A 25,893-nucleotide genomic window follows, 5' to 3' on the forward strand; every position below is an offset into this window, starting at 1 on the left:
CACCCATGCACCAAGCCCCCCCATCTCACATCAAAGCGCTGAGTCCAGACTTTGAAACGCCGCATTTCAAGCAAGCCCTGTCGCGCTTTGCCACGGGGGTGACCGTCATCACCACGTTCGCGCCGGGTGCGCAAAAAGGCGATTCGGCCAGCGGCAGCTTTGTGGGGATCACCGCCAGCTCATTCAACTCGGTGTCGCTCACGCCGCCGCTGGTGCTGTGGAGCTTGGGGCAAGGCGCCAGCAGCGCACCGCTGTTCCATGCGGGCACGCATTACGTGGTGAATGTGCTGGCCGCCGATCAGCTGGATGTCTGCAACCGTTTTGCCTTCGGCAAGGGCGACCGCTTTGCCGACACCGCCTACAAGCTGGGCGAGTCGGGTTTGCCCATTTTGGAGGGGGCGCTGGCCTGGTTTGAATGCCACAACCGCAGCCGCCACGAAGAAGGCGACCATGTGATTTTTGTGGGCGAGGTGGAACGCTGCGGCTTCAGCGATGAAACGGCACCGCTGATCTACCAAGGCGGTCAGTTCAGCACCACCATGCCTCTAGCATGAGCAACCCGGCAGGCTTTGTCGACGACTACCTGGCCTATTTGCTGGCCCGCGCCAGCCATTTGATTTCGAGTGAATTCCATGCCGTGGTCGAGGCCAGCGGCCTCTCCCTGATGGAGTGGCGCGTCATGGCCAGCTTGTCGGGCAAAGACGCATTGAGTGTGGGCGATTTGGCCGACATCGTGCTGGCCAAGCAACCCACTGTCACCAAGCTGGTGGGCCGCATGGCTGAAGCAGGTTGGGTCAATCGCGTTGACGCCCCGCACGACAAGCGCCAGTCACTGGTCAGCCTCACAGCCACGGGGCAACGCAAGGTCAAGCCTTTGCTGGCTCAGGCACGGGCTCATGAAACGCAGATCATGAAAGACATGGGATCGGACCAAGTTCATCAGCTCAAGCAAGCGCTGGAGCAGTTGATCGAGGCGCGGGCTTAGCGCGTTTTAATCCGGCACCACCGCCGTGACCTCAATCTCAACCAGCGCCCGGTCTTCCACCAGATCAGCCACCTGCACCAGCGTCATGGCCGGGTAGTTTTTGCCAATGACTTCCTGATAGACCTTGCCCAGCTCTCGGCCACGGGCCAGGTATTCCTGCTTGTCCTTGACATACCAGGTCATGCGGGCCATGTGCTGTGGGCCTGCGCCTGCGCAAGCGAGCGTGTCGACGATGTTTTGAAGGGCCTGGCGGCACTGGGCCACAAAGTCGTCGGTCTCGAATTGGGCTTGGCCGTTCCAGCCGATCATGCCCGCGACGAACACCATGCGGCCACGCGCTTCGATGCCGTTGGCATAGCCTTTGGCGGGTGCCCAGCCTTCGGGTTGCAAGACGTTGAACATGAAAAATTCCTCAATAATGGGTGGCTGTGTACGACGCGAAACATGTTAAGCCGTTGATGGATGGCCGCGCTGCGCTCGCCATGACGGTCAGCACAGTAGACGCAGCTTGAAGCGCTGCAGTTTGCCGGTTTCGGTGCGGGGCAAGGCGTCTAAAAAGACCACTTTGCGCGGGTACTTGAAAGGGGCGATGGTTTGCTTGACGTGCTCTTGCAAGGCTTTTTCCATGGCCGCATCGCCCGTGTGGCCGGGCTTGAGCACCACATAAGCCTGCACGATGTGGCCACGGTCTTCGTCGGGCATGCCGACCACGCCGCATTCGGCCACGGCCGGGTGTTGCAGCAAAGCGCCTTCCACCTCGGGGCCAGCGATGTTGTAGCCCGCCGAGATGATCATGTCGTCGTTGCGCGCCTGGTAGCTGAAGTACCCGTCCAAGTCCATGACGAAGGTATCGCCGGGCAGGTTCCAGCCGTCTTTCACATAGTCTTGCTGGCGCGGGTCGGCCAGGTATTTGCAGCCTGTGGGGCCGCGCACCGCGAGCCGCCCTACGGTGCCGGGCGGCACGGGCTGCATGTCGTCGTCCACGATCTGCGCCACATAGCCGGGCACCACTTGGCCAATGCTGCCGGGGCGCACTTGCGCGCATGCACTCGAGATGTAGATGTGGATCACTTCGGTGCCGCCAATGCCGTCGGTCATCTCGATGCCCGTGGCCTGCTTCCACAGCTGGCGGGTGGCGTCGGGCAAGGCCTCGCCAGCCGAGACGGGGTGCTTGAGGCTCGACAGGTCAATGCCTTTGGCCAGCGTCGCCATCTGGCGGTACATGGTGGGCGCGGTGTAGCACTGCGTGGCGCGGTACTTGGCAATGGTCTGCATCAAGGTCTCGGGCGTGTGCTTTTCAAGCAGCACAGTGCTCGCGCCATAGCGCAGCGGAAACGCCAGCAGACCACCCAATCCGAAAGTGAAGGCAATGGGCGGCGTGCCGCACACCACATCATTTCCGTTCATCTGCAAGATGTGGCGCGGGAACAAATCGCACATGGCCAGCACATCGCGGTGGAAGTGCATTGTGCCCTTGGGCTTGCCTGTGGTGCCGCTGGTGAACGCAATCAGGCACACGTCGTCGCGGCTGGTGGCGTGAGGCGTGTACGCGTCGCTTTGGCGCGCCATACGCTGCTCCAAGCCATCAGGGGCATCGCTGCGGAACTGCACCAGCTGCTGCAAGCTGGCCATGTGGCTGGCGTGACCGGGCGTCATGCAGTGCTGCAATTCATCGGCCAGCAGGCTGTCGCACAGGGCGGCGCTGACTTGGGCTTTTTCGATGATCTGTGCCAACTCGCCCGCACGCAGCAGCGGCATGGTGGGCACCGCCACCAGGCCCGCCTTGAGCGCGCCCAACAAGCAAGCGGCCATCATGGGGCTGTTGCCCCCGCGCAGCAAAATGCGGTTGCCGGGCACGAGGCCCATGTCATGGGTCAGCACCTGGGCGATGCGGTTGCTCTTGTCTTGTAACTGCCCATACGTCCAACTGAAGTCACCACCGCCCTTGTTCAAGTCGCTCACCCCATGCAGCGCGATGCGATCGCCTCGGCCTGCCTGCACATGGCGGTCCACCAATTCCACCGCGCAGTTGATCAGCTCCGGGTAATCCAACTCGGGCCGTTCTGCCATGAACACCGGCAGTTGATCCTGCGGCGGCAGCCGGTCCCGCGCAAAGCTGTCGGTGTGGCTGCTGGGCAGCAGTTCATTCCAGTCCTTCATGTCCTTGTCTCCTTTTTTGTTTCTTCTGTGCTGCGGTGTGCAGGTCTAGCGGCACCACGCTGTCGAGGAGCCCCGGGGGCGGGGGCCGATTTCTGCGTACCCCCGCAGCATGAGGCCCCCGCCCCCGGGGCTCCTCGGCAGCTCACCCAGTACTCCGGCACATTCCCATGCCCCTTGCCAGCTCACCCGATCAGCCAGAACGAACCATCAGCCCTTCAACACATCCTTGCCAATGATCAACTGCTGCACCTCCGTCGCCCCTTCGTAAATGCGCAGCGCCCGGATCTCGCGGTACAGCGACTCGACCATCACGCCTTTTTTGACGCCCATACCGCCGTGCATCTGCACCGCCATGTCGATGATCTTCTGGGCGTTTTCTGTGGCGGTCATCTTGGCCATGGCCGCCTCACGGGTGATGCGCCCGCCTTGGTCGCGCAGCCACGCTGCGCGATACGTCAAGAGCGTGGCCGCATCCAGCATCGTGGCCATCTGCGCGATCTTGGTTTGGGTGATCTGAAAGTCGCCCAAGCTCTGCCCAAACATCTTGCGTGAACGCGCCCAGCTGATGGACTCATGCAGCGCACGCCGCCCAAAACCCAAAGCGGCCGCCGCCACTGAGGTGCGGAACACGTCGAGCGTGGCCATGGCGACCTTGAAGCCTTGGCCTGCTTCACCAATGCGCTGGTTCGCAGCCACCTTGCAGTTGTCAAACTTGAGCGTGGCCAGCGGGTGGGGCGCGACCACATCGATGCGCTCTTCAATCGACAGTCCGTGCGTATCTGCATCGACAATGAAAGCTGTGATGCCGCGTGCGCCGGGCGCTTCGCCTGTGCGAGCGAACACCACATAAAAGTCGGCGATGCCGCCGTTGCTGATCCAGGTCTTGCGGCCGTTCAGCACATAACCGTCTGCCGTGGCCGTCGCGCTGCACTGCATGGCGGCCACGTCGGAGCCTGCATCGGGTTCGCTCAGGGCAAAGGCGCTCAAGGCCTGGCCCGACGCCACACGCGCCAGGTAGCGCTGCTTTTGATCGGCTGTGCCCATCAGGCTGATGGCGCCTGTGCCCAAGCCCTGCATGGCAAAGGCGAAGTCAGACAAGCCGTTGTGAAAAGCCAGCGTCTCGCGCAGCAGGCAGAGCTGGCGGGTGTCGATCACGTCCGACGCTGCGCCATAGGCCGTGCCCGAAACCGCGTGTTTGAGCCAGCCGCCTGCGCCCAGCAGGCGCACCAAGCGGATGCATTCGGCATCCACCGCATCTCGGCTTTCGTCGTGGTGCGCGTGGGCCAGGTGCTCGTTGCACCAAGCATCCAGCCGTACTTTGAAGTCACGATGGCTGTTGTCAAAGAAAGGCCAGTCGAGTTCTGGCGGGTGAGTGGCTGAGTGGTCTGACATAGCTCAGTCGCCTTCAAAGATGGGCGTTTGCTTGGCCACAAAGGCGTGGTACGCCCGGTGGAAGTCGTTGGTGGCCATGCAGATGGCTTGAGCTTGGGCTTCGGCCTCGATGGCTTCGTCCACGCCCATGTTCCATTCTTGTTGCAGCATCTTTTTGGTGATGCCGTTCGCAAAGGTGGGGCCTGCCACCAATTGGGCGGCCATGGCTTGCGCTTCGCTCAGCACCTCGTCTGCGCCGCACACCCGGTTGTAAAAACCCCAACGCTCAGCCTCCAGTGCGCCCAGACCGCGCCCGGTGAACAGCAGCTCGCTCGCACGGCCTTGACCAATGATGCGCGGCAACAAAGCGCAAGCGCCCATGTCGCAACCGGCCAGGCCGACCTTGTTGAACAAGAAATAGGTTTTGCTGCGCTCGGTGCCGTAGCGCAGGTCAGACGCCATGGCCAAGATGGCGCCTGCACCGGCGCACACGCCGTCGATCGCCGCGATGATGGGTTGTGGGCAGGCGCGCATGGCCTTGACCAAGTCACCTGTCATGCGGGTGAAGGCCAATAGGCCGGGCATGTCGAGTTGGGTGAGTGGACCAATGATTTCGTGCACGTCGCCGCCTGAGCAGAAGTTGCCGCCCTCGCCCGTGATGACCACCGCATGGATATCGGGCGCGTAGGGCAAGGCGCGGAAAAAGTCACGCAGCTCTGCGTACGAATCAAACGACAGCGGGTTTTTGCGCTCGGGGCGGTTCTGGCTGACTGTGGCCACACCGTCTTTGACGGACAGCAGAAAATGCTCGGGCTGGTAGAGCGCCATCGGTTGGTTGTGGCGAGGCAGTTGGTGAGGCTGACCGGGCAGGTAGCGTTGACTCATGTCTTCTCCTTCGGTTGTGTGGGGGGACCGGACTTCAAGGTGCCCAGCAGTTGGTGCAGTTGTGTTTGTTCTTGGTCGGCCAGCGGCGACAGCAGCTCGACCACCCAGCCCTCGTGGGCAAGGGCCATGGCGGCAAACGCTTCGCGCCCGGCGCTGGTCAAACTGACGGTGAAAGAACGCCGGTCGCCGACTTGTGTTTGGCGCAGCACCAGTTGTTCTTTTTCAAGCTGATCGACTATTGCTGTGACATTGCCACCCGTGACCATCATTCGGCGCGACAGCTCGCTCATTGACAGACCTTGCGGCTCGCGTTCAAGCTGGGCCATCAGGTCAAAACGCGGCAGCGTGATGTCAAACTGCTCTCGCAAGCGTTGGCGGATGGTGTCTTCGATGCGGGTGGTGCATGACAGCAAGCGCAACCACAGGCGCAGCGAGGCGTGGTGGTCGGCGTGGGCGCGCACCTCCATGTCGGTGTGATGCTTATTCATCCTGCCAGCTCTCCACCGTCGATGGCAATCGCCTGCCCGTTGATCGCGTCGCTGCCCGCCGCGCACAGCCACAGCACGGTTTGTGCCACTTCTTGCGGCTGCACCAAGCGCTGTTGCGGGTTGTTGGCTGCCAGGGCTTGCCGTGCCTCGGCCTCGCTCTTGCCGGTTTTGCCCACGATGTTTTGCACCGCTTCGCGCACGATGTCGGTCTCGGTGTAGCCGGGGCAAATGGCGTTCACGGTGACATTTTTGCGCGCTAACTCGAGCGCCAGTGCCTTGGTCAGGCCCACCACGCCGTGCTTGGCGGCCACATAAGCGCTCACATATGCGTAGCCTTTGAGCCCCGCTGTGCTGGCGATGTTGACGATGCGGCCTGGGGTACCAGTCTTTGCTGCTTCGAGCATGGCCGGTAGCACCGCCTGAATGCAATGGTAGGTACCCGTGAGGTTGACGTTGAGCATCTGCTGCCACAGCGCAGCATCGGTCTTGGCAAAGGGCTGGCTGCTCGCCTGGCCTGCGTTGTTGACCAAGATGTTGACGGGGCCAAAGCGGGCCTGAGCCTGCTGCACTGCTGCTTGCACGGCTTGCTCATCGCCCACATCCATGGGCGCGATCAGCACGGCCACATCGGGCACTTGCGCACGCAGGGCTTCGGCCTGATCTTGCAGTTTGTCTTGTGAACGGCCACACAGGGTCAAACGGCAACCTGCTTGCGCGAACTGCAGTGCGATGGCTGCGCCAATGCCTGTGCCCGCACCTGTGATGAGGGCATGACGATTGCTCAGCATGTTTTCCCACCTTTGTATGCCGCCCCTTCAACGCGATGGATCCCCGAGCGCGACCTGGGCTTCGCTCCTTCACTTGGATGCAACATCTCAATCCCCCTTTGTCGCAGCCTGCTGGGCACGCTCGCGGGCAAAACCTGCTTCGAGCTGCGGCTTGCCCGACACGTAAGCACGCGGCCAAGCGATGTCTTTGAAGCCGATGCGCGCGGCTTCGGTCAGCGTCCAGGCCGGGTTGGCCAAGTGTGGCCGAGCCACAGCGCACAGGTCAGCGCGGCCTGCGGCCAAGATGCTGTTGACGTGGTCGGCCTCACTGATGGCGCCCACTGCAATGGTGGCGATCCCCGCTACCTGACGGATGCGGTCGGCAAACGGGGTCTGGTACATGCGGCCGTAAGTGGGTTTTTGCTGTGCACTGACCTGGCCCGATGAGCAGTCGATCATGTCGGCGCCAGCGCCCTTGAAGGCACGGGCGATCTCCACCGCGTCAGTAGGCGTGATGCCCCCCTCAACCCAGTCGTGTGCCGAGATGCGCACCGACATGGGCAAGCCCTTGGGCCAAGCGGCACGCACCGCAGCAAATACCTCGAGCGGGTAACGCAAGCGATTGCTGAGTGAGCCGCCGTATTCGTCTGTGCGCTGGTTGGTGAGCGGGCTGATGAAGCTCGACAGCAAGTAGCCGTGGGCGCAGTGCAACTCCAACCAGTCAAATCCTGCTTGGGCCGCGCGCTGGGTGCTGGCCACGAATTCCGAGGTCACGCGATCCATGTCTTCACGCGTCATGGCCCGAGGCACATCGCCGTGGGGTAAATAGGGGATGGCTGAGGCCGCTATCAACGGCCAGTTGCCTTCTGCGTCGTCAGCGGGTACAGGCTGGTCCATGCCTTCGCCTTGCCAAGGGCGGCAGGTTGAGCCTTTGGGCCCGGCGTGACCGATCTGCAGACCGATCTTGGCGTCCGTCTTGGCATGAACCCACTCCACAATTTTTGCAAAGTCAGTGGTCTGTACGTCATTCCACAGCCCAGGGCAGCCATGCGTGATGCGGCCATCGGCGCTCGGCGCTGTCATCTCGACCATCACCAACCCTGCGCCGCCCATGGCGCGTGCGCCCAAGTGCACCAGATGGTCCTCACCCGCACGACCGTCCACCGCCATGTATTGCGCCATCGGTGACACCACCACACGGTTTTTGAGCGTGACCGAGCGCTGTGTATACGGGGTGAACATGGGGGGGCGAATACCCGGATTTGCTGTGCGGCCAGCGAACCACGCCTCGTAACCTTCCAGCCAGGATTTATCACGCAGACGCAAATTCTCGTGGCTGATGCGCTGGCTGCGGGTCAACATGGAGTACATGAACTGCTCTGGTTCAAGTTGGTCACAGTAACGCTCGCCACACACCTCAAACCACTCCATCGCGTTCCAAGCGGCGTTTTGTAAGCGGATCACATCTATCTCACGCACGGCTTGGTATTGTTTCAGCACCTCGGGTATCCGGTCGGCAGTGTCGCCCAGCGCCTTAAACTGGCGAACCAATTCAATGGCGTCTTCAAGCGCAAGCTTGGTGCCCGAGCCAATCGCAAAGTGGGCGGTGTGCACAGCGTCGCCCATCAACACCACATGGCTGTGTCCGTTGAAGTGAGACCAGTTGGCGCATTTGACACGTTGAAAATTGAGCCATGCGGAGCCACGCAGGTGACGTGCATTGGTCATCAGTTTCTCGCCTAGAAGATTCTTGGCAAAAAGCTTTTCACAGAAAGCGATCGACGCGTCTTGATCTGCTTTGTCCAGTCCGTGCGCCAGCCACACATGCTCGGGGCACTCAACGATGAAAGTTGAAGTTTGGCTATCGAATTTATAGACGTGCGCCTGAAACCAACCATGTTCGGTTTTTTCAAACAAAAAAGTGAAAGCGTCGTATTGACGGTTGGTCCCCAGCCAGATGAAGCGATTGGGTCGTGTGACGATGTCTGGCTTGAAGATTTCAGGTGTTCGGCTTCGCACTCGTGAGTTAACACCATCACTGGCAATGATGAGGTCGGCATCGGGAAAGTCCAAATCCGAGTTCACGTCTTGCTCGAACAGGAGTTTGACACCCACCTGCTCGCAACGGTCTTGCAAGATGTTGAGCAACTTCTTGCGTCCAATGCCCACAAAGCCGTGACCACCTGAGCGAATCACACGGCTTTTGAAATGCAGCTCGATGTCATCCCAATGATTAAAGGCTTGCTCGACCTCAGCAGCAGTTTCGATGTCCCACTGGCGCATGTTCTCCAAGGTTTGGTCAGAAAACACCACACCCCAACCAAAGGTGTCGTAGGGCTTGTTGCGCTCAACCACAGTGATGTCGTGCTGTGGGTTGAGCTTTTTCATCAGCAACGCAAAGTACAACCCCGAAGGTCCACCACCAATACAGACGATTTTCATGCTCATTCTCTTTGCTAAAGACCCATCAAGCCGTTGATTAAGGCCTATATATTTCAAACCTCAAGTATTAAGGCGAAAAAAGAGACGGTCAATCAGGGAGTAACCCGTAGCATACGAAAGAGAAAAGGAGGTGGAATTGGTGCGGAAATCGAACGCACAAAGCAAAACGCCCCACCGAACGGTGAGGCGTTTTGGGCTGTTAGAAGCCTGACGATGTCCTACTTTCACACGGGAACCCGCACTATCATCGGCGCTAAGTCGTTTCACTGTCCTGTTCGAGATGGGAAGGAGTGGGACCAACTTGCTATGGTCATCAGGCATAACTTGTTGTCATCTTGATCAAATCAAGACAACGAATTCATAGAGTTTCGAATCAGATTTCGGCTTTTCAGCCATTTTTGAATGCGTCAACTTGGCATAACTTCCTCGACCAATGCACACCTTTCGATGTGTGATCAAAGTTATAGGGTCAAGCCGCACGAGCAATTAGTATCGGTTAGCTTAACGCATTACTGCGCTTCCACACCCGACCTATCAACGTCCTGGTCTTGAACGACTCTTTAGGGGGCTCAAGGCCCCGGCAGATCTCATCTTGAAACGAGTTTCCCGCTTAGATGCTTTCAGCGGTTATCTCTTCCACACTTAGCTACTCGGCAATGCCACTGGCGTGACAACCGATACACCAGAGGTGTGTCCACTCCGGTCCTCTCGTACTAGGAGCAGGCTTCCTCAAATCTGCAGCGCCCACGGAAGATAGGGACCAAACTGTCTCACGACGTTTTAAACCCAGCTCACGTACCTCTTTAAATGGCGAACAGCCATACCCTTGGGACCGGCTACAGCCCCAGGATGAGATGAGCCGACATCGAGGTGCCAAACACCGCCGTCGATATGAACTCTTGGGCGGTATCAGCCTGTTATCCCCAGAGTACCTTTTATCCGTTGAGCGATGGCCCTTCCATACAGAACCACCGGATCACTATGTCCTACTTTCGTATCTGCTCGACTTGTCAGTCTCGCAGTTAAGCACGCTTATGCCATTGCACTATTATCACGATGTCCGACCGTAACTAGCGTACCTTCGAACTCCTCCGTTACGCTTTGGGAGGAGACCGCCCCAGTCAAACTGCCTACCATGCACTGTCCCCGATCCAGATAATGGACCTAGGTTAGAACCTCAAACACACCAGGGTGGTATTTCAACGTCGGCTCCATGAGAACTAGCGTCCTCACTTCAAAGCCTCCCACCTATCCTACACAGATCTGTTCAAAGTCCAATACAAAGCTACAGTAAAGGTTCATGGGGTCTTTCCGTCTTTCCGCGGGGAGATTGCATCATCACAAACATTTCAACTTCGCTGAGTCTCAGGAGGAGACAGTGTGGCCATCGTTACGCCATTCGTGCAGGTCGGAACTTACCCGACAAGGAATTTCGCTACCTTAGGACCGTTATAGTTACGGCCGCCGTTTACTGGGACTTCAATCAAGAGCTTGCACCCCATCATTTAATCTTCCAGCACCGGGCAGGCGTCACACCCTATACGTCCACTTTCGTGTTTGCAGAGTGCTGTGTTTTTATTAAACAGTCGCAGCCACCGATTTTTTGCAACCCCGTTGGGCTCCCTCTGTTCGAGTTCACCTACTTGGGGCATACCTTCTCCCGAAGTTACGGTATCAATTTGCCGAGTTCCTTCTCCTGAGTTCTCTCAAGCGCCTTAGAATACTCATCTCGCGCACCAGTGTCGGTTTGCGGTACGGTCAATGACAAGCTGAAGCTTAGTGGCTTTTCCTGGAAGCAGGGTATCACTCACTTCAGGTGCAAGCACCCTCGTTATCACCCCTCATCTAAGCCCGGCGGATTTGCCTACCGAGCACGACTACAGGCTTGAACCAACATATCCAACAGTTGGCTGAGCTAACCTTCTCCGTCCCCACATCGCACTTGTCATCGGTACAGGAATATTGACCTGTTTCCCATCAGCTACGCATCTCTGCCTCGCCTTAGGGGCCGACTCACTCTACGCCGATGAACGTTGCGTAGAAAACCTTGCGCTTACGGCGAGGGGGCTTTTCACCCCCTTTAACGCTACTCATGTCAGCATTCGCACTTCTGATACCTCCAGCAGGGTTTACACCACCACCTTCACAGGCCTACAGAACGCTCTCCTACCACTTGCAATAAATTGCAAATCCGCAGCTTCGGTAACTGGCTTAGCCCCGTTACATCTTCCGCGCAGGACGACTCGATCAGTGAGCTATTACGCTTTCTTTAAATGATGGCTGCTTCTAAGCCAACATCCTGACTGTTTTAGCCTTCCCACTTCGTTTCCCACTTAGCCAATTTTAGGGACCTTAGCTGGCGGTCTGGGTTGTTTCCCTCTTGAGTCCGGACGTTAGCACCCGGTGCTCTGTCTCCCAAGCTGTACTCATCGGTATTCGGAGTTTGCCTTGGTTTGGTAAGTCGCCATGACCCCCTAGCCAAAACAGTGCTCTACCCCCGATGGTAATACTTGAGGCACTACCTAAATAGTTTTCGGAGAGAACCAGCTATTTCCAAGTTTGTTTAGCCTTTCACCCCTATCCACAGGTCATCCGCTAATTTTGCAACATTAGTCGGTTCGGACCTCCAGTACCTGTTACGGCACCTTCATCCTGCCCATGGATAGATCACTTGGTTTCGGGTCTACACCCAGCGACTGATCGCCCTATTCGGACTCGATTTCTCTACGGCTTCCCTATTCGGTTAACCTTGCCACTGAATGTAAGTCGCTGACCCATTATACAAAAGGTACGCAGTCACCCCTTTCGAGGCTCCTACTTTTTGTAAGCATGCGGTTTCAGGATCTATTTCACTCCCCTCCCGGGGTTCTTTTCGCCTTTCCCTCACGGTACTTGTTCACTATCGGTCAATGATGAGTATTTAGCCTTGGAGGATGGTCCCCCCATATTCAGACAGGATTTCTCGTGTCCCGCCCTACTTGTCGTTAGCTCAGTACCACACATCTGTTTTCGCATACGGGGCTATCACCCACTATGGCCGGCCTTTCCATGCCGCTTTGCTAACAGTTGCGCTATCACTAACAGGCTCTTCCGATTTCGCTCGCCACTACTTTCGGAATCTCGGTTGATGTCTTTTCCTCGAGCTACTGAGATGTTTCAGTTCACCCGGTTCGCCTCGCATGACTATGTATTCATCATGCGATACCCCTAAGGGTGGGTTTCCCCATTCAGAAATCTCCGGATCAAAGCTTATTTGCCAGCTCCCCGAAGCTTATCGCAGGCTTTCACGTCTTTCGTCGCCTATCATTGCCAAGGCATCCACCACATGCTCTTATTCACTTGACCCTATAACTTTGAACTCTCTTGCGAGACTCCATCGTTGTTTTCAAGGAATGTCTGTCAGGTCTTTCACCTGACGCGTTATGCCGTAATATGAATAATTCCTCAACACAGGATGTTTCCATCCAATATCAAAAGAACAATTCGTCATTACTTGAATTTCAAACGTCGTTTGAATATTCGTTTTGACGCAATCAAAAAATTGTCACCAGGGGCACGGTCCGCACTAAACCTTTACGAATGTGCGGTTTCCCCTGGCAACTCTGATTCGACTCTATGAATTTTTAAAGAACAGCCGTGTGTCTTGCGACACTTGTTAATCGATCAATATCAATCAACACAAAAGCAGCCTCTGCAATCTCTTGCCAAGCAACTTTTGTTTTGAATGAAGATTTATCCAGGCCCTTGCAGGACCCGCTCAACATTTCGATAAGTGATGGTGGAGGATGACGGGATCGAACCGACGACCCCCTGCTTGCAAAGCAGGTGCTCTCCCAGCTGAGCTAATCCCCCGTTATCTTGTCCGGAGCACACAAGTAGCGCTCACTCTTCAGAAGGATTGGTGGGTCTGGTTGGTCTCGAACCAACGACCCCTGCGTTATCAACACAGTGCTCTAACCAACTGAGCTACAGACCCAAGCCGGTCACCAATGACTTGGGCTTACGCCTCAGCCGTCAGCGACAACCTTCCAACAACCGATAAGTGTGAGCGTTCAATTTAGATTGCAGTTTCCAGAAAGGAGGTGATCCAGCCGCACCTTCCGATACGGCTACCTTGTTACGACTTCACCCCAGTCACGAACCCCGCCGTGGTAATCGCCCTCCTTGCGGTTAGGCTAACTACTTCTGGCGAGACCCGCTCCCATGGTGTGACGGGCGGTGTGTACAAGACCCGGGAACGTATTCACCGTGACATTCTGATCCACGATTACTAGCGATTCCGACTTCACGCAGTCGAGTTGCAGACTGCGATCCGGACTACGACTGGTTTTATGGGATTAGCTCCCCCTCGCGGGTTGGCAACCCTTTGTACCAGCCATTGTATGACGTGTGTAGCCCCACCTATAAGGGCCATGAGGACTTGACGTCATCCCCACCTTCCTCCGGTTTGTCACCGGCAGTCTCATTAGAGTGCCCAACTGAATGTAGCAACTAATGACAAGGGTTGCGCTCGTTGCGGGACTTAACCCAACATCTCACGACACGAGCTGACGACAGCCATGCAGCACCTGTGTTACGGCTCTCTTTCGAGCACGAAGCTATCTCTAGCGACTTCCGTACATGTCAAAGGTGGGTAAGGTTTTTCGCGTTGCATCGAATTAAACCACATCATCCACCGCTTGTGCGGGTCCCCGTCAATTCCTTTGAGTTTCAACCTTGCGGCCGTACTCCCCAGGCGGTCAACTTCACGCGTTAGCTTCGTTACTGAGTCAGTGAAGACCCAACAACCAGTTGACATCGTTTAGGGCGTGGACTACCAGGGTATCTAATCCTGTTTGCTCCCCACGCTTTCGTGCATGAGCGTCAGTACAGGTCCAGGGGATTGCCTTCGCCATCGGTGTTCCTCCGCATATCTACGCATTTCACTGCTACACGCGGAATTCCATCCCCCTCTACCGTACTCTAGCTATGCAGTCACAAAGGCAGTTCCCAGGTTGAGCCCGGGGATTTCACCTCTGTCTTACATAACCGCCTGCGCACGCTTTACGCCCAGTAATTCCGATTAACGCTTGCACCCTACGTATTACCGCGGCTGCTGGCACGTAGTTAGCCGGTGCTTATTCTTACGGTACCGTCATGAGCCCCCCGTATTAAGAGAGACCTTTTCGTTCCGTACAAAAGCAGTTTACAACCCGAGGGCCTTCATCCTGCACGCGGAATGGCTGGATCAGACTTGCGTCCATTGTCCAAAATTCCCCACTGCTGCCTCCCGTAGGAGTCTGGACCGTGTCTCAGTTCCAGTGTGGCTGGTCGTCCTCTCAGACCAGCTACAGATCGTTGGCTTGGTGAGCCTTTACCCCACCAACTACCTAATCTGATATCGGCCGCTCCAATCGCGCGAGGTCTTGCGATCCCCCGCTTTCATCCTTAGATCGTATGCGGTATTAGCGTAACTTTCGCTACGTTATCCCCCACGACTGGGCACGTTCCGATATATTACTCACCCGTTCGCCACTCTCAAGGGGTTGCCCCCTCTACCGTTCGACTTGCATGTGTAAAGCATTCCGCCAGCGTTCAATCTGAGCCAGGATCAAACTCTATAGTTCGATCTTGATTTTTTTCGCTCTCTCGAGCAACTCATAAATTGGAATCGACGCGAACATCATCTCTGATATCCACATCTTTTTTACTTCATGAGCGTTTGTTAGCTAATTAAAGCTAAGTTCCGAAGAACTTGGCAATCACCATCAAACGCCCACGCTTATCGGCTGTATATTTTTAAAGAACCCAAGCAGCTTAGAGCCACTTCGTTTGCTTCGCTGCGATCAGCGAAGCCTTCCATTGTATCACGCTTTTGCGCTTTCTTTAAAAGATTTTTATGTCTTCTAAAGAAAACGCCCCACCGAACGGTGGGGCGTTTTGGGCTGTTAGAAGCCTGACGATGTCCTACTTTCACACGGGAACCCGCACTATCATCGGCGCTAAGTCGTTTCACTGTCCTGTTCGAGATGGGAAGGAGTGGGACCAACTTGCTATGGTCATCAGGCATAACTTGTTGTCATCTTGATCAAATCAAGACAACGAATTCATAGAGTTTCGAATCAGATTTCGGCTTTTCAGCCATTTTTGAATGCGTCAACTTGGCATAACTTCCTCGACCAATGCACACCTTTCGATGTGTGATCAAAGTTATAGGGTCAAGCCGCACGAGCAATTAGTATCGGTTAGCTTAACGCATTACTGCGCTTCCACACCCGACCTATCAACGTCCTGGTCTTGAACGACTCTTTAGGGGGCTCAAGGCCCCGGCAGATCTCATCTTGAAACGAGTTTCCCGCTTAGATGCTTTCAGCGGTTATCTCTTCCACACTTAGCTACTCGGCAATGCCACTGGCGTGACAACCGATACACCAGAGGTGTGTCCACTCCGGTCCTCTCGTACTAGGAGCAGGCTTCCTCAAATCTGCAGCGCCCACGGAAGATAGGGACCAAACTGTCTCACGACGTTTTAAACCCAGCTCACGTACCTCTTTAAATGGCGAACAGCCATACCCTTGGGACCGGCTACAGCCCCAGGATGAGATGAGCCGACATCGAGGTGCCAAACACCGCCGTCGATATGAACTCTTGGGCGGTATCAGCCTGTTATCCCCAGAGTACCTTTTATCCGTTGAGCGATGGCCCTTCCATACAGAACCACCGGATCACTATGTCCTACTTTCGTATCTGCTCGACTTGTCAGTCTCGCAGTTAAGCACGCTTATGCCATTGCACTATTATCACGATGTCCGACCGTAACTAGCGTACCTTCGAACTCCTCCGTTACGCTTTGGGAGGAGACCGCCCCAGTCAAACTGCCTACCATGCACTGTCCCCGATCCAGATAATGGACCTAGGTTAGAACCTCAAACACACCAGGGTGGTATTTCAACGTCGGCTCCATGAGAACTAGCGTCCTCACTTCAAAGCCTCCCACCTATCCTACACAGATCTGTTCAAAGTCCAATACAAAGCTACAGTAAAGGTTCATGGGGTCTTTCCGTCTTTCCGCGGGGAGATTGCATCATCACAAACATTTCAACTTCGCTGAGTCTCAGGAGGAGACAGTGTGGCCATCGTTACGCCATTCGTGCAGGTCGGAACTTACCCGACAAGGAATTTCGCTACCTTAGGACCGTTATAGTTACGGCCGCCGTTTACTGGGACTTCAATCAAGAGCTTGCACCCCATCATTTAATCTTCCAGCACCGGGCAGGCGTCACACCCTATACGTCCACTTTCGTGTTTGCAGAGTGCTGTGTTTTTATTAAACAGTCGCAGCCACCGATTTTTTGCAACCCCGTTGGGCTCCCTCTGTTCGAGTTCACCTACTTGGGGCATACCTTCTCCCGAAGTTACGGTATCAATTTGCCGAGTTCCTTCTCCTGAGTTCTCTCAAGCGCCTTAGAATACTCATCTCGCGCACCAGTGTCGGTTTGCGGTACGGTCAATGACAAGCTGAAGCTTAGTGGCTTTTCCTGGAAGCAGGGTATCACTCACTTCAGGTGCAAGCACCCTCGTTATCACCCCTCATCTAAGCCCGGCGGATTTGCCTACCGAGCACGACTACAGGCTTGAACCAACATATCCAACAGTTGGCTGAGCTAACCTTCTCCGTCCCCACATCGCACTTGTCATCGGTACAGGAATATTGACCTGTTTCCCATCAGCTACGCATCTCTGCCTCGCCTTAGGGGCCGACTCACTCTACGCCGATGAACGTTGCGTAGAAAACCTTGCGCTTACGGCGAGGGGGCTTTTCACCCCCTTTAACGCTACTCATGTCAGCATTCGCACTTCTGATACCTCCAGCAGGGTTTACACCACCACCTTCACAGGCCTACAGAACGCTCTCCTACCACTTGCAATAAATTGCAAATCCGCAGCTTCGGTAACTGGCTTAGCCCCGTTACATCTTCCGCGCAGGACGACTCGATCAGTGAGCTATTACGCTTTCTTTAAATGATGGCTGCTTCTAAGCCAACATCCTGACTGTTTTAGCCTTCCCACTTCGTTTCCCACTTAGCCAATTTTAGGGACCTTAGCTGGCGGTCTGGGTTGTTTCCCTCTTGAGTCCGGACGTTAGCACCCGGTGCTCTGTCTCCCAAGCTGTACTCATCGGTATTCGGAGTTTGCCTTGGTTTGGTAAGTCGCCATGACCCCCTAGCCAAAACAGTGCTCTACCCCCGATGGTAATACTTGAGGCACTACCTAAATAGTTTTCGGAGAGAACCAGCTATTTCCAAGTTTGTTTAGCCTTTCACCCCTATCCACAGGTCATCCGCTAATTTTGCAACATTAGTCGGTTCGGACCTCCAGTACCTGTTACGGCACCTTCATCCTGCCCATGGATAGATCACTTGGTTTCGGGTCTACACCCAGCGACTGATCGCCCTATTCGGACTCGATTTCTCTACGGCTTCCCTATTCGGTTAACCTTGCCACTGAATGTAAGTCGCTGACCCATTATACAAAAGGTACGCAGTCACCCCTTTCGAGGCTCCTACTTTTTGTAAGCATGCGGTTTCAGGATCTATTTCACTCCCCTCCCGGGGTTCTTTTCGCCTTTCCCTCACGGTACTTGTTCACTATCGGTCAATGATGAGTATTTAGCCTTGGAGGATGGTCCCCCCATATTCAGACAGGATTTCTCGTGTCCCGCCCTACTTGTCGTTAGCTCAGTACCACACATCTGTTTTCGCATACGGGGCTATCACCCACTATGGCCGGCCTTTCCATGCCGCTTTGCTAACAGTTGCGCTATCACTAACAGGCTCTTCCGATTTCGCTCGCCACTACTTTCGGAATCTCGGTTGATGTCTTTTCCTCGAGCTACTGAGATGTTTCAGTTCACCCGGTTCGCCTCGCATGACTATGTATTCATCATGCGATACCCCTAAGGGTGGGTTTCCCCATTCAGAAATCTCCGGATCAAAGCTTATTTGCCAGCTCCCCGAAGCTTATCGCAGGCTTTCACGTCTTTCGTCGCCTATCATTGCCAAGGCATCCACCACATGCTCTTATTCACTTGACCCTATAACTTTGAACTCTCTTGCGAGACTCCATCGTTGTTTTCAAGGAATGTCTGTCAGGTCTTTCACCTGACGCGTTATGCCGTAATATGAATAATTCCTCAACACAGGATGTTTCCATCCAATATCAAAAGAACAATTCGTCATTACTTGAATTTCAAACGTCGTTTGAATATTCGTTTTGACGCAATCAAAAAATTGTCACCAGGGGCACGGTCCGCACTAAACCTTTACGAATGTGCGGTTTCCCCTGGCAACTCTGATTCGACTCTATGAATTTTTAAAGAACAGCCGTGTGTCTTGCGACACTTGTTAATCGATCAATATCAATCAACACAAAAGCAGCCTCTGCAATCTCTTGCCAAGCAACTTTTGTTTTGAATGAAGATTTATCCAGGCCCTTGCAGGACCCGCTCAACATTTCGATAAGTGATGGTGGAGGATGACGGGATCGAACCGACGACCCCCTGCTTGCAAAGCAGGTGCTCTCCCAGCTGAGCTAATCCCCCGTTATCTTGTCCGGAGCACACAAGTAGCGCTCACTCTTCAGAAGGATTGGTGGGTCTGGTTGGTCTCGAACCAACGACCCCTGCGTTATCAACACAGTGCTCTAACCAACTGAGCTACAGACCCAAGCCGGTCACCAATGACTTGGGCTTACGCCTCAGCCGTCAGCGACAACCTTCCAACAACCGATAAGTGTGAGCGTTCAATTTAGATTGCAGTTTCCAGAAAGGAGGTGATCCAGCCGCACCTTCCGATACGGCTACCTTGTTACGACTTCACCCCAGTCACGAACCCCGCCGTGGTAATCGCCCTCCTTGCGGTTAGGCTAACTACTTCTGGCGAGACCCGCTCCCATGGTGTGACGGGCGGTGTGTACAAGACCCGGGAACGTATTCACCGTGACATTCTGATCCACGATTACTAGCGATTCCGACTTCACGCAGTCGAGTTGCAGACTGCGATCCGGACTACGACTGGTTTTATGGGATTAGCTCCCCCTCGCGGGTTGGCAACCCTTTGTACCAGCCATTGTATGACGTGTGTAGCCCCACCTATAAGGGCCATGAGGACTTGACGTCATCCCCACCTTCCTCCGGTTTGTCACCGGCAGTCTCATTAGAGTGCCCAACTGAATGTAGCAACTAATGACAAGGGTTGCGCTCGTTGCGGGACTTAACCCAACATCTCACGACACGAGCTGACGACAGCCATGCAGCACCTGTGTTACGGCTCTCTTTCGAGCACGAAGCTATCTCTAGCGACTTCCGTACATGTCAAAGGTGGGTAAGGTTTTTCGCGTTGCATCGAATTAAACCACATCATCCACCGCTTGTGCGGGTCCCCGTCAATTCCTTTGAGTTTCAACCTTGCGGCCGTACTCCCCAGGCGGTCAACTTCACGCGTTAGCTTCGTTACTGAGTCAGTGAAGACCCAACAACCAGTTGACATCGTTTAGGGCGTGGACTACCAGGGTATCTAATCCTGTTTGCTCCCCACGCTTTCGTGCATGAGCGTCAGTACAGGTCCAGGGGATTGCCTTCGCCATCGGTGTTCCTCCGCATATCTACGCATTTCACTGCTACACGCGGAATTCCATCCCCCTCTACCGTACTCTAGCTATGCAGTCACAAAGGCAGTTCCCAGGTTGAGCCCGGGGATTTCACCTCTGTCTTACATAACCGCCTGCGCACGCTTTACGCCCAGTAATTCCGATTAACGCTTGCACCCTACGTATTACCGCGGCTGCTGGCACGTAGTTAGCCGGTGCTTATTCTTACGGTACCGTCATGAGCCCCCCGTATTAAGAGAGACCTTTTCGTTCCGTACAAAAGCAGTTTACAACCCGAGGGCCTTCATCCTGCACGCGGAATGGCTGGATCAGACTTGCGTCCATTGTCCAAAATTCCCCACTGCTGCCTCCCGTAGGAGTCTGGACCGTGTCTCAGTTCCAGTGTGGCTGGTCGTCCTCTCAGACCAGCTACAGATCGTTGGCTTGGTGAGCCTTTACCCCACCAACTACCTAATCTGATATCGGCCGCTCCAATCGCGCGAGGTCTTGCGATCCCCCGCTTTCATCCTTAGATCGTATGCGGTATTAGCGTAACTTTCGCTACGTTATCCCCCACGACTGGGCACGTTCCGATATATTACTCACCCGTTCGCCACTCTCAAGGGGTTGCCCCCTCTACCGTTCGACTTGCATGTGTAAAGCATTCCGCCAGCGTTCAATCTGAGCCAGGATCAAACTCTATAGTTCGATCTTGATTTTTTTCGCTCTCTCGAGCAACTCATAAATTGGAATCGACGCGAACATCATCTCTGATATCCACATCTTTTTTACTTCATGAGCGTTTGTTAGCTAATTAAAGCTAAGTTCCGAAGAACTTGGCAATCACCATCAAACGCCCACGCTTATCGGCTGTATATTTTTAAAGAACCCAAGCAGCTTAGAGCTACTTCGTTTGCTTCGCTGCGATCAGCGAAGCCTTGAATTATGACACAGTTTTTAACTCTGCGTCAAGTTTTTGAAAATTTTCTTGATCAACAAGATCATTTCGCCAACTTCACCGCTGCACTTGCTTGGCTTCTTTCGAAAACTCACTTCACTGCAGCGAAGCCCTCGATTATTGCATAGATTTTTCGTCCTTGGTGGGTTTTTTGTATTCGTTGAGCATTTTTTGCTGATCCCACCCGGATAATGGGCCTATGGCTTTACTCACTCTATTAAACGCTTCTCTGGCTTTTGGCCATGTTGCACTCCTCGATCACGCGGACTTCTCCCTGGAGACATCCGAGCGCATTGGCTTGATCGGTCGTAACGGCACAGGCAAATCGTCTCTGCTCAAAATTTTGGCTGGGATGGAACGCCCAGATGACGGCGCGCTGCACATACAACAAGGCGTTCGCATCGCCTACGTAGCGCAAGAGCCCGTGTTGATCCCAGAGCACACCATTTTTGAGTCGGTTCGTGAAGGTCTGGCCGAAGTGGTGCAGTGGATCGACGACTACACCCACAGCCGTGGAGATCTGGACACCCTGCAAGGGCTGATCGAGTCGCGCGACGGCTGGGGTTGGGAGCAACGCTTGGAGGAAACCCTTCAACGCCTGAAGCTGGACCCGAACGCCATCGTGCAATCGCTGTCTGGCGGTATGCGCAAACGGGTGGCCTTGGCCCAGGCTTTGGTGACCCGCCCTGATGTCCTCTTATTAGATGAACCCACCAACCACTTGGACCTGAACGCTATCACCTGGCTGGAGGACCTGCTGATTGACTTTAAAGGCAGCGTGATCGCCATCACGCACGACCGGGCGTTTCTGGACCGCATCGCCACGCGCATTGTCGAATTGGATCGAGGCAAACTGCGCCCTTATCCAGGCAACTATGCCGCTTACCAGGTTCAAAAGGAAGAGCAGCTCGCACAAGAAGCCGTGATTCAGGCCAAAGCCGACAAGCTGCTCGCCCAAGAGGAGGTGTGGATTCGCAAAGGTGTGGAAGCGCGTCGCACCCGCAGCCAAAGCCGCATCACGCGCCTGCAAAACCTGCGCAGTGAACGCGCCGCTCGCCGTGAAAAGGTCGGCAACGTGAAAATGGAAGTTGCCTCGGGCGTGCCCAGCGGCAAGCTGGTGGCCGAGTTGACCGATGTGAGCAAGAGCTTCACCCAGCCGGACGGGTCGGTGCGCACCATCATCCAGAAGTTCACCGGCACCTTGCTGCGCGGCGACAAGATCGGCCTGCTGGGGCCCAACGGCGCGGGAAAGACCACCCTGCTCAAACTGATTCTGGGCGAACTCGAAGCCGACAGCGGCGAAGTGCGTCGCGGCACCAAGATGGAAGTGGCCTACTTTGACCAGATGCGCGACGCGCTGGATCTGGACGCGACGCTGGAAGACTTCATCAGCCCCGGCAGCGAATGGATCGAAATTGGCAACAAGCGCCAACACGTCAAAAGCTACCTGGGCGACTTTTTGTTCTCGCCCGCACGCGGCACCTCGCCAGTGCGCTCCCTGTCAGGGGGCGAGCGCAACCGCTTGCTGCTGGCGCGTTTGTTTGCCCGCCCCGCCAACGTGCTGGTACTGGACGAACCCACCAACGACCTCGACATCGAAACCCTGGAGTTGCTTGAAGAGTTGCTGCAGACTTACGAAGGCACCGTGTTCCTGGTCAGCCACGACCGCGCCTTCATGGACAACGTGGTCACCGGCATCATCGCCTGCGAAAGCGCCCCGGACCAACCGGGCCTGTGGCGCGAATACGAAGGATCGGTACAAGACTGGCTGGTGCAATCACAACGCGCTCAGGCCATCAGGGCCCAGGCCGCTCAGCGCAGTGGCTCAACGCCAGCGGCCACGGTACCCGCTTCCACGACGGCTGCCGCACCGGCCGCTGCGGCCCGCAGCAAGCTCAGCTACAAAGAGCAACGCGAACTGACCGAGTTGCCCGCCAAAATCGAAGCGCTGGAAAAAGAGCAAGCTTCAGCCCGCGCGCAGCTGGCGGACGGCAGCATTTACCAACGCGACCCGGGCTTGGCACAAAAACTGTTCAAGCGCGATACCGAAATCGACGAAGTGTTGCTGGCGGCCATGGAACGCTGGGAAATTTTGTCGGCCCGCTGAGCGCGGCTGCGCTCACAACAGTTCGGCGCGGGTCTTGGCCAGGGCTCTCCAGAACGTCTCCTGCTGGGTGCTGGCAAAGTTCACCCGCATCAAGGAGCCTGGCCTGCGGTCGGCATGGAACAAAGATCCGGGTGCCAAGAGGTACCCGGCATCGTGCATGCGCAGCGCCAGCGCATCGGTATCCACACCCACATCCACCCAGCCAAACAGGCCCTGAGGTGGCGCTACCAATTGGCAACCGTGTGCCAGCGCCATCTTCACACTGCGGCTGCGGGCGGCGTCCAACAGTTGTGACAAACGATCGGTATGCCGGCGAATAGCCCCTTGCTCCAAGCACAGGGCCAGCGCCTTTTCAAACAGTACCGGCGTCGTCAGCGTGGACAAGAGCTTGGTGTCCAAAAATGCGTCCTTCAAATTCACCGGAGCAGCCAGATAACCCACCCGCCAGCTCGGCGCGAGAATTTTGGCGTAACCGCTGACATAAATGGTTTTTTGCAAACCATCGAGCACCGACAAGCGCACCGCATGCGACGCAGCCATGTGCCCGTAGGTGTCGTCTTCGACCACATGGAAGTTGTAACGGTGCGCCAAATTGACCAGCTGGTGCGCTAAGGGCAACGACAAGCCGTAACCTGTGGGGTTATGCAAGACCGACACGCTCACCATCATCTTGGGCGCGTGCATTTGCGCATAACGCTCCACCACCTCCAAATCGGGACCCGTTTCCAGACGCGGCACAGGTAGGATGCGCACACCCAAATTTTGCAGCCGGGCAAATTCGATGGCCCAGCCCGGCTCTTCCACCATCACGCAATCGCCAGGGCGCAACAAGGTGCGGCTGATGATGTCCAGCGCATGGGTGGCTCCCACGGTGGTGATGAGCTGGTCTGGCGCGGCGTGCAAACCCATGCTGGCCAGCTTGGACGAGAGGGATTCGCGTAAACCGGTGTCCCCTTGCGGCTCGCCATAGCGCAAGGACGACTCGCGCAAAGCCGGGTTGGCCACCACCTTGCGCAAGGCCGCCGACAAGAAGTCAGCATCCAGCCAGTCCGGAGGGAACACGCCCATGCCGGGTTGTGGCTGGGCACTCGGCTGGTGGAACATGCCCCGGATCAAGCTCGCGGCATTCACAGGCGGCGGACTGGCCACACCGCCAACGGCAGCCACAGCGGGTGGCGGCGTGCGCTGCAACCGATCGCGCACAAAAAACCCCCGATTGGGACGCGCCTCTATCCAGCCTTGTGCCACCAACCAGTCGTATGCGGCCACCACGGTGGAGGCGCTCACACCATGCATCTGCGCGCATTGCCGCACCGAAGGCAAACGCGCACCCGAAACCAGCAACTGATCGCGCATGCGCGTCACAAAGCGCTGCGCAAGCTGGTCGGTCAGAGGTTGGCTGGATTCACGGCTGAGCAATGACATGGGGAGCGTTCAGACAAAAAGTGTGCCGACAAACGGAGCAATACAGTTTTAAAATGATCTTTCAAACTGTACCGATACTGTACTCATTTCGACACTACATTCAAAGTCATGACCTCTTCAGAACTCAGCGCCCTGTTGGTGCTGGCCACCGTGAGCAGCTTCACGCCCGGGCCCAACACCACGCTATCGACCGCCATGGCCGCCAACCACGGCCTGCGCCGTGCCATGCGCTTTGTGTGCGCGGTGCCCGTTGGCTGGGGCATCTTGTTCACCCTGTGCGCCACTGGTCTGGGTGGTTTGGTGGTGGCTTTTCCGCCATTGCGCTGGGGCATCGTGACGCTGGGCACCGGTTATTTGTTGTGGCTGGCCTCGCGTTTGTGGCAAAGCGGCCGCTTGCAGCAGGCCGACAGCACCCAACTGCAGGTGGGCTTTGTACAAGGCGTGGGTCTGCAGTTCCTCAACATCAAGGCTTGGATGCTGGCGCTCGCCATCGTGGCGGGCTGGGTGGCAGGGCGCGAAGATGCCACGGCCCGCACGCTGGTGCTGCTGCCCATCATGGTGGCCTATGGTTTTTTCAGCAACCTGACCTACGCAGTGGCCGGCTCTATGCTGCGGCACTGGCTGGCGCACGGCCGCCGCTTGCTGATGTTCAACCGTTGCATGTCGGTGGCGCTGGTGGCCACAGCCTTGTGGATTCTGAACGGCTTGCGCCAAAGCGCAGCTTGATGCCCGCATGAACAACACCCCTCAACACCGCGATAACCTGGGCCTTTGGTTGGGGCTTCTGGGCATCTTTATTTTTGCGCTGACCTTGCCCATGACCCGTCTGGCCACGGGCACGGTAGAGGCACCGCAAATGTCGCCCTGGTTTGTCACCTGGGCGCGGGCCGCGCTGGCGGGCGGGCTGTCGGCCATATACCTATTGGCCGTGCGGGCCCCATGGCCTTTGGCTGATCAACGCGGGCCTTTGTTTTTGTCGCTGGCAGGCAACGTGATCGGTTACCCCTTGCTGCTGGGCTGGGCGCTGCGCCACGTCACGGCCAGTCATGCGGCAGTCATCACCTCGCTGATGCCGCTGGCCACGGCCGCCGCTGCCGCCTGGCTGATGCACCAACGCGCACGCTTGGGGTTTTGGGTATTTGCCGCCTTAGGCAGCGCCCTGGTGGCGGTCTACAGCCTGCTGCGTGCATCACAAATGGCCGATGCTGTGGCGCAGGGCTTTGGCCTGACCTGGGCCGACACCCTGCTGGTGGGGGCTGTCGTAGCCGGATCGCTGGGCTATGTCGCCGGCGCCAAGGTCACGGTCAGCCTTGGTGCAGAAAAAGTCATCAGCTGGGTGTGTGTCATGGCCTTGCCCATCACGCTGCCAGGCGCCTGGCTCACATGGCCAGAACACGCTGTGGCACCCACATCGTGGCTGGCCTTGCTGTACGTGGGCGTGTTTTCCATGTGGGCGGGGTTTTTTGCCTGGTTTCGCGGCCTGTCGCTGGGCGGCCCACTGCGGGTGAGCCAACTGCAATTGCTGCAACCTTTCATCACCATTTTGGCGGCCGTGCCTTTGCTGGGAGAATCGCTGGATGCCATGACCTTGGGCTTTGCCCTGCTGGTGGTGACCACGGTTTTCATGGGGCGACGCATGGCCAACGCCCCCAAAGCCAACTGACAATCGAACTGAACAA

13 protein-coding genes, 4 tRNA genes and 6 rRNA genes are annotated in these 25,893 nt (G+C 56.2%); 5 read left to right on the forward strand and 18 right to left on the reverse strand.

All coding sequences use genetic code 11. From position 1 onward, the window contains the following. Positions 1 to 5 precede the first annotated feature (5 nt). Positions 6 to 554, forward strand: a complete 549-nt coding sequence (locus tag B9Z50_RS04785; RefSeq protein ID WP_108362440.1) for a flavin reductase family protein — start codon at positions 6 to 8, stop codon at positions 552 to 554. Then, the gene (locus B9Z50_RS04790; RefSeq protein ID WP_108362441.1) at positions 551 to 985 is read left to right on the forward strand and encodes a MarR family winged helix-turn-helix transcriptional regulator; all 435 of its coding nucleotides are present in this window, start codon (positions 551 to 553) and stop codon (positions 983 to 985) included. The genes B9Z50_RS04785 and B9Z50_RS04790 overlap by 4 nt, the downstream gene beginning before the upstream one ends. A 6-nt stretch (positions 986 to 991) precedes the next feature. Here B9Z50_RS04790 and B9Z50_RS04795 read toward each other — a convergent pair whose 3' ends face one another. From B9Z50_RS04795 to B9Z50_RS04875, 17 genes are all read right to left on the reverse strand, one after another. Beyond that, the gene (locus B9Z50_RS04795) at positions 992 to 1,387 is read right to left on the reverse strand and encodes a RidA family protein (protein ID WP_108362442.1); all 396 of its coding nucleotides are present in this window, start codon (positions 1,385 to 1,387) and stop codon (positions 992 to 994) included. Between the two features lie 87 nt (positions 1,388 to 1,474). Continuing rightward, positions 1,475 to 3,127: an AMP-binding protein gene (locus B9Z50_RS04800; protein ID WP_199221670.1), complete on the reverse strand. Its 1,653-nt coding sequence runs from the start codon at positions 3,125 to 3,127 to the stop codon at positions 1,475 to 1,477. A gap of 225 nt (positions 3,128 to 3,352) precedes the next feature. Then, positions 3,353 to 4,537, reverse strand: a complete 1,185-nt coding sequence (locus B9Z50_RS04805) for an acyl-CoA dehydrogenase family protein (RefSeq protein ID WP_108362444.1) — start codon at positions 4,535 to 4,537, stop codon at positions 3,353 to 3,355. 3 nt (positions 4,538 to 4,540) lie between these two features. Further along, complete coding sequence (locus B9Z50_RS04810) at positions 4,541 to 5,401, reverse strand: enoyl-CoA hydratase family protein (protein ID WP_108362445.1); 861 nt, start codon at positions 5,399 to 5,401, stop codon at positions 4,541 to 4,543. After that, a complete protein-coding gene (locus tag B9Z50_RS04815) occupies positions 5,398 to 5,889 on the reverse strand; it encodes a MarR family winged helix-turn-helix transcriptional regulator (RefSeq protein WP_108362446.1) in 492 nt (163 codons plus the stop codon). The genes B9Z50_RS04810 and B9Z50_RS04815 overlap by 4 nt, the downstream gene beginning before the upstream one ends. Continuing rightward, positions 5,886 to 6,677, reverse strand: a complete 792-nt coding sequence (locus B9Z50_RS04820) for an SDR family NAD(P)-dependent oxidoreductase (protein WP_108362447.1) — start codon at positions 6,675 to 6,677, stop codon at positions 5,886 to 5,888. Before B9Z50_RS04820 ends, B9Z50_RS04815 begins: the two co-directional genes overlap by 4 nt. Positions 6,678 to 6,764: 87 nt before the next feature. Continuing rightward, positions 6,765 to 9,098: a bifunctional salicylyl-CoA 5-hydroxylase/oxidoreductase gene (locus tag B9Z50_RS04825; protein WP_108362600.1), complete on the reverse strand. Its 2,334-nt coding sequence runs from the start codon at positions 9,096 to 9,098 to the stop codon at positions 6,765 to 6,767. Positions 9,099 to 9,303: 205 nt separating this feature from the next. Next, positions 9,304 to 9,416: ribosomal RNA gene (gene rrf, locus B9Z50_RS04830) — 5S ribosomal RNA — on the reverse strand. Between the two features lie 147 nt (positions 9,417 to 9,563). Then, positions 9,564 to 12,443, reverse strand: a 23S ribosomal RNA gene (locus tag B9Z50_RS04835). A 431-nt stretch (positions 12,444 to 12,874) separates the two neighbouring features. Beyond that, positions 12,875 to 12,950: transfer RNA gene (locus tag B9Z50_RS04840), tRNA-Ala, on the reverse strand. 47 nt (positions 12,951 to 12,997) lie between these two features. Further along, a tRNA-Ile gene (locus tag B9Z50_RS04845) sits at positions 12,998 to 13,074 on the reverse strand. A 99-nt stretch (positions 13,075 to 13,173) separates the two neighbouring features. Then, positions 13,174 to 14,704, reverse strand: a 16S ribosomal RNA gene (locus tag B9Z50_RS04850). A gap of 327 nt (positions 14,705 to 15,031) precedes the next feature. After that, positions 15,032 to 15,144, reverse strand: a 5S ribosomal RNA gene (gene rrf / locus B9Z50_RS04855). A gap of 147 nt (positions 15,145 to 15,291) precedes the next feature. After that, a 23S ribosomal RNA gene (locus tag B9Z50_RS04860) occupies positions 15,292 to 18,171 on the reverse strand. A 431-nt stretch (positions 18,172 to 18,602) separates the two neighbouring features. Next, a tRNA-Ala gene (locus B9Z50_RS04865) sits at positions 18,603 to 18,678 on the reverse strand. Positions 18,679 to 18,725: 47 nt separating this feature from the next. Continuing rightward, a tRNA-Ile gene (locus tag B9Z50_RS04870) sits at positions 18,726 to 18,802 on the reverse strand. 99 nt (positions 18,803 to 18,901) lie between these two features. After that, a 16S ribosomal RNA gene (locus B9Z50_RS04875) occupies positions 18,902 to 20,432 on the reverse strand. Together the 16S, 23S and 5S rRNA genes with 4 tRNA genes alongside form the textbook arrangement of a ribosomal RNA operon. Positions 20,433 to 20,881: 449 nt before the next feature. On the opposite strand from B9Z50_RS04875, the gene B9Z50_RS04880 reads away from it, so the two are divergent. After that, positions 20,882 to 22,789, forward strand: coding sequence for an ATP-binding cassette domain-containing protein (locus B9Z50_RS04880; RefSeq protein WP_108362448.1), 1,908 nt, complete (start codon positions 20,882 to 20,884; stop codon positions 22,787 to 22,789). A gap of 12 nt (positions 22,790 to 22,801) precedes the next feature. On the opposite strand, the gene B9Z50_RS04885 is transcribed toward B9Z50_RS04880, so the two are convergent. After that, positions 22,802 to 24,208: a PLP-dependent aminotransferase family protein gene (locus tag B9Z50_RS04885; protein WP_108362601.1), complete on the reverse strand. Its 1,407-nt coding sequence runs from the start codon at positions 24,206 to 24,208 to the stop codon at positions 22,802 to 22,804. A 114-nt stretch (positions 24,209 to 24,322) separates the two neighbouring features. On the opposite strand from B9Z50_RS04885, the gene B9Z50_RS04890 reads away from it, so the two are divergent. Further along, positions 24,323 to 24,940, forward strand: coding sequence for a LysE family translocator (locus tag B9Z50_RS04890; protein WP_108362449.1), 618 nt, complete (start codon positions 24,323 to 24,325; stop codon positions 24,938 to 24,940). A 7-nt stretch (positions 24,941 to 24,947) separates the two neighbouring features. Next, entirely contained in the window at positions 24,948 to 25,877 is a 930-nt protein-coding gene (locus B9Z50_RS04895) for a DMT family transporter (protein WP_108362450.1), read from the forward strand. Positions 25,878 to 25,893: the final 16 nt, after the last annotated feature.

The sequence above is a fragment of the Limnohabitans sp. Bal53 genome (assembly GCF_003063355.1).
GTDB lineage: Bacteria > Pseudomonadota > Gammaproteobacteria > Burkholderiales > Burkholderiaceae_C > Limnohabitans_A.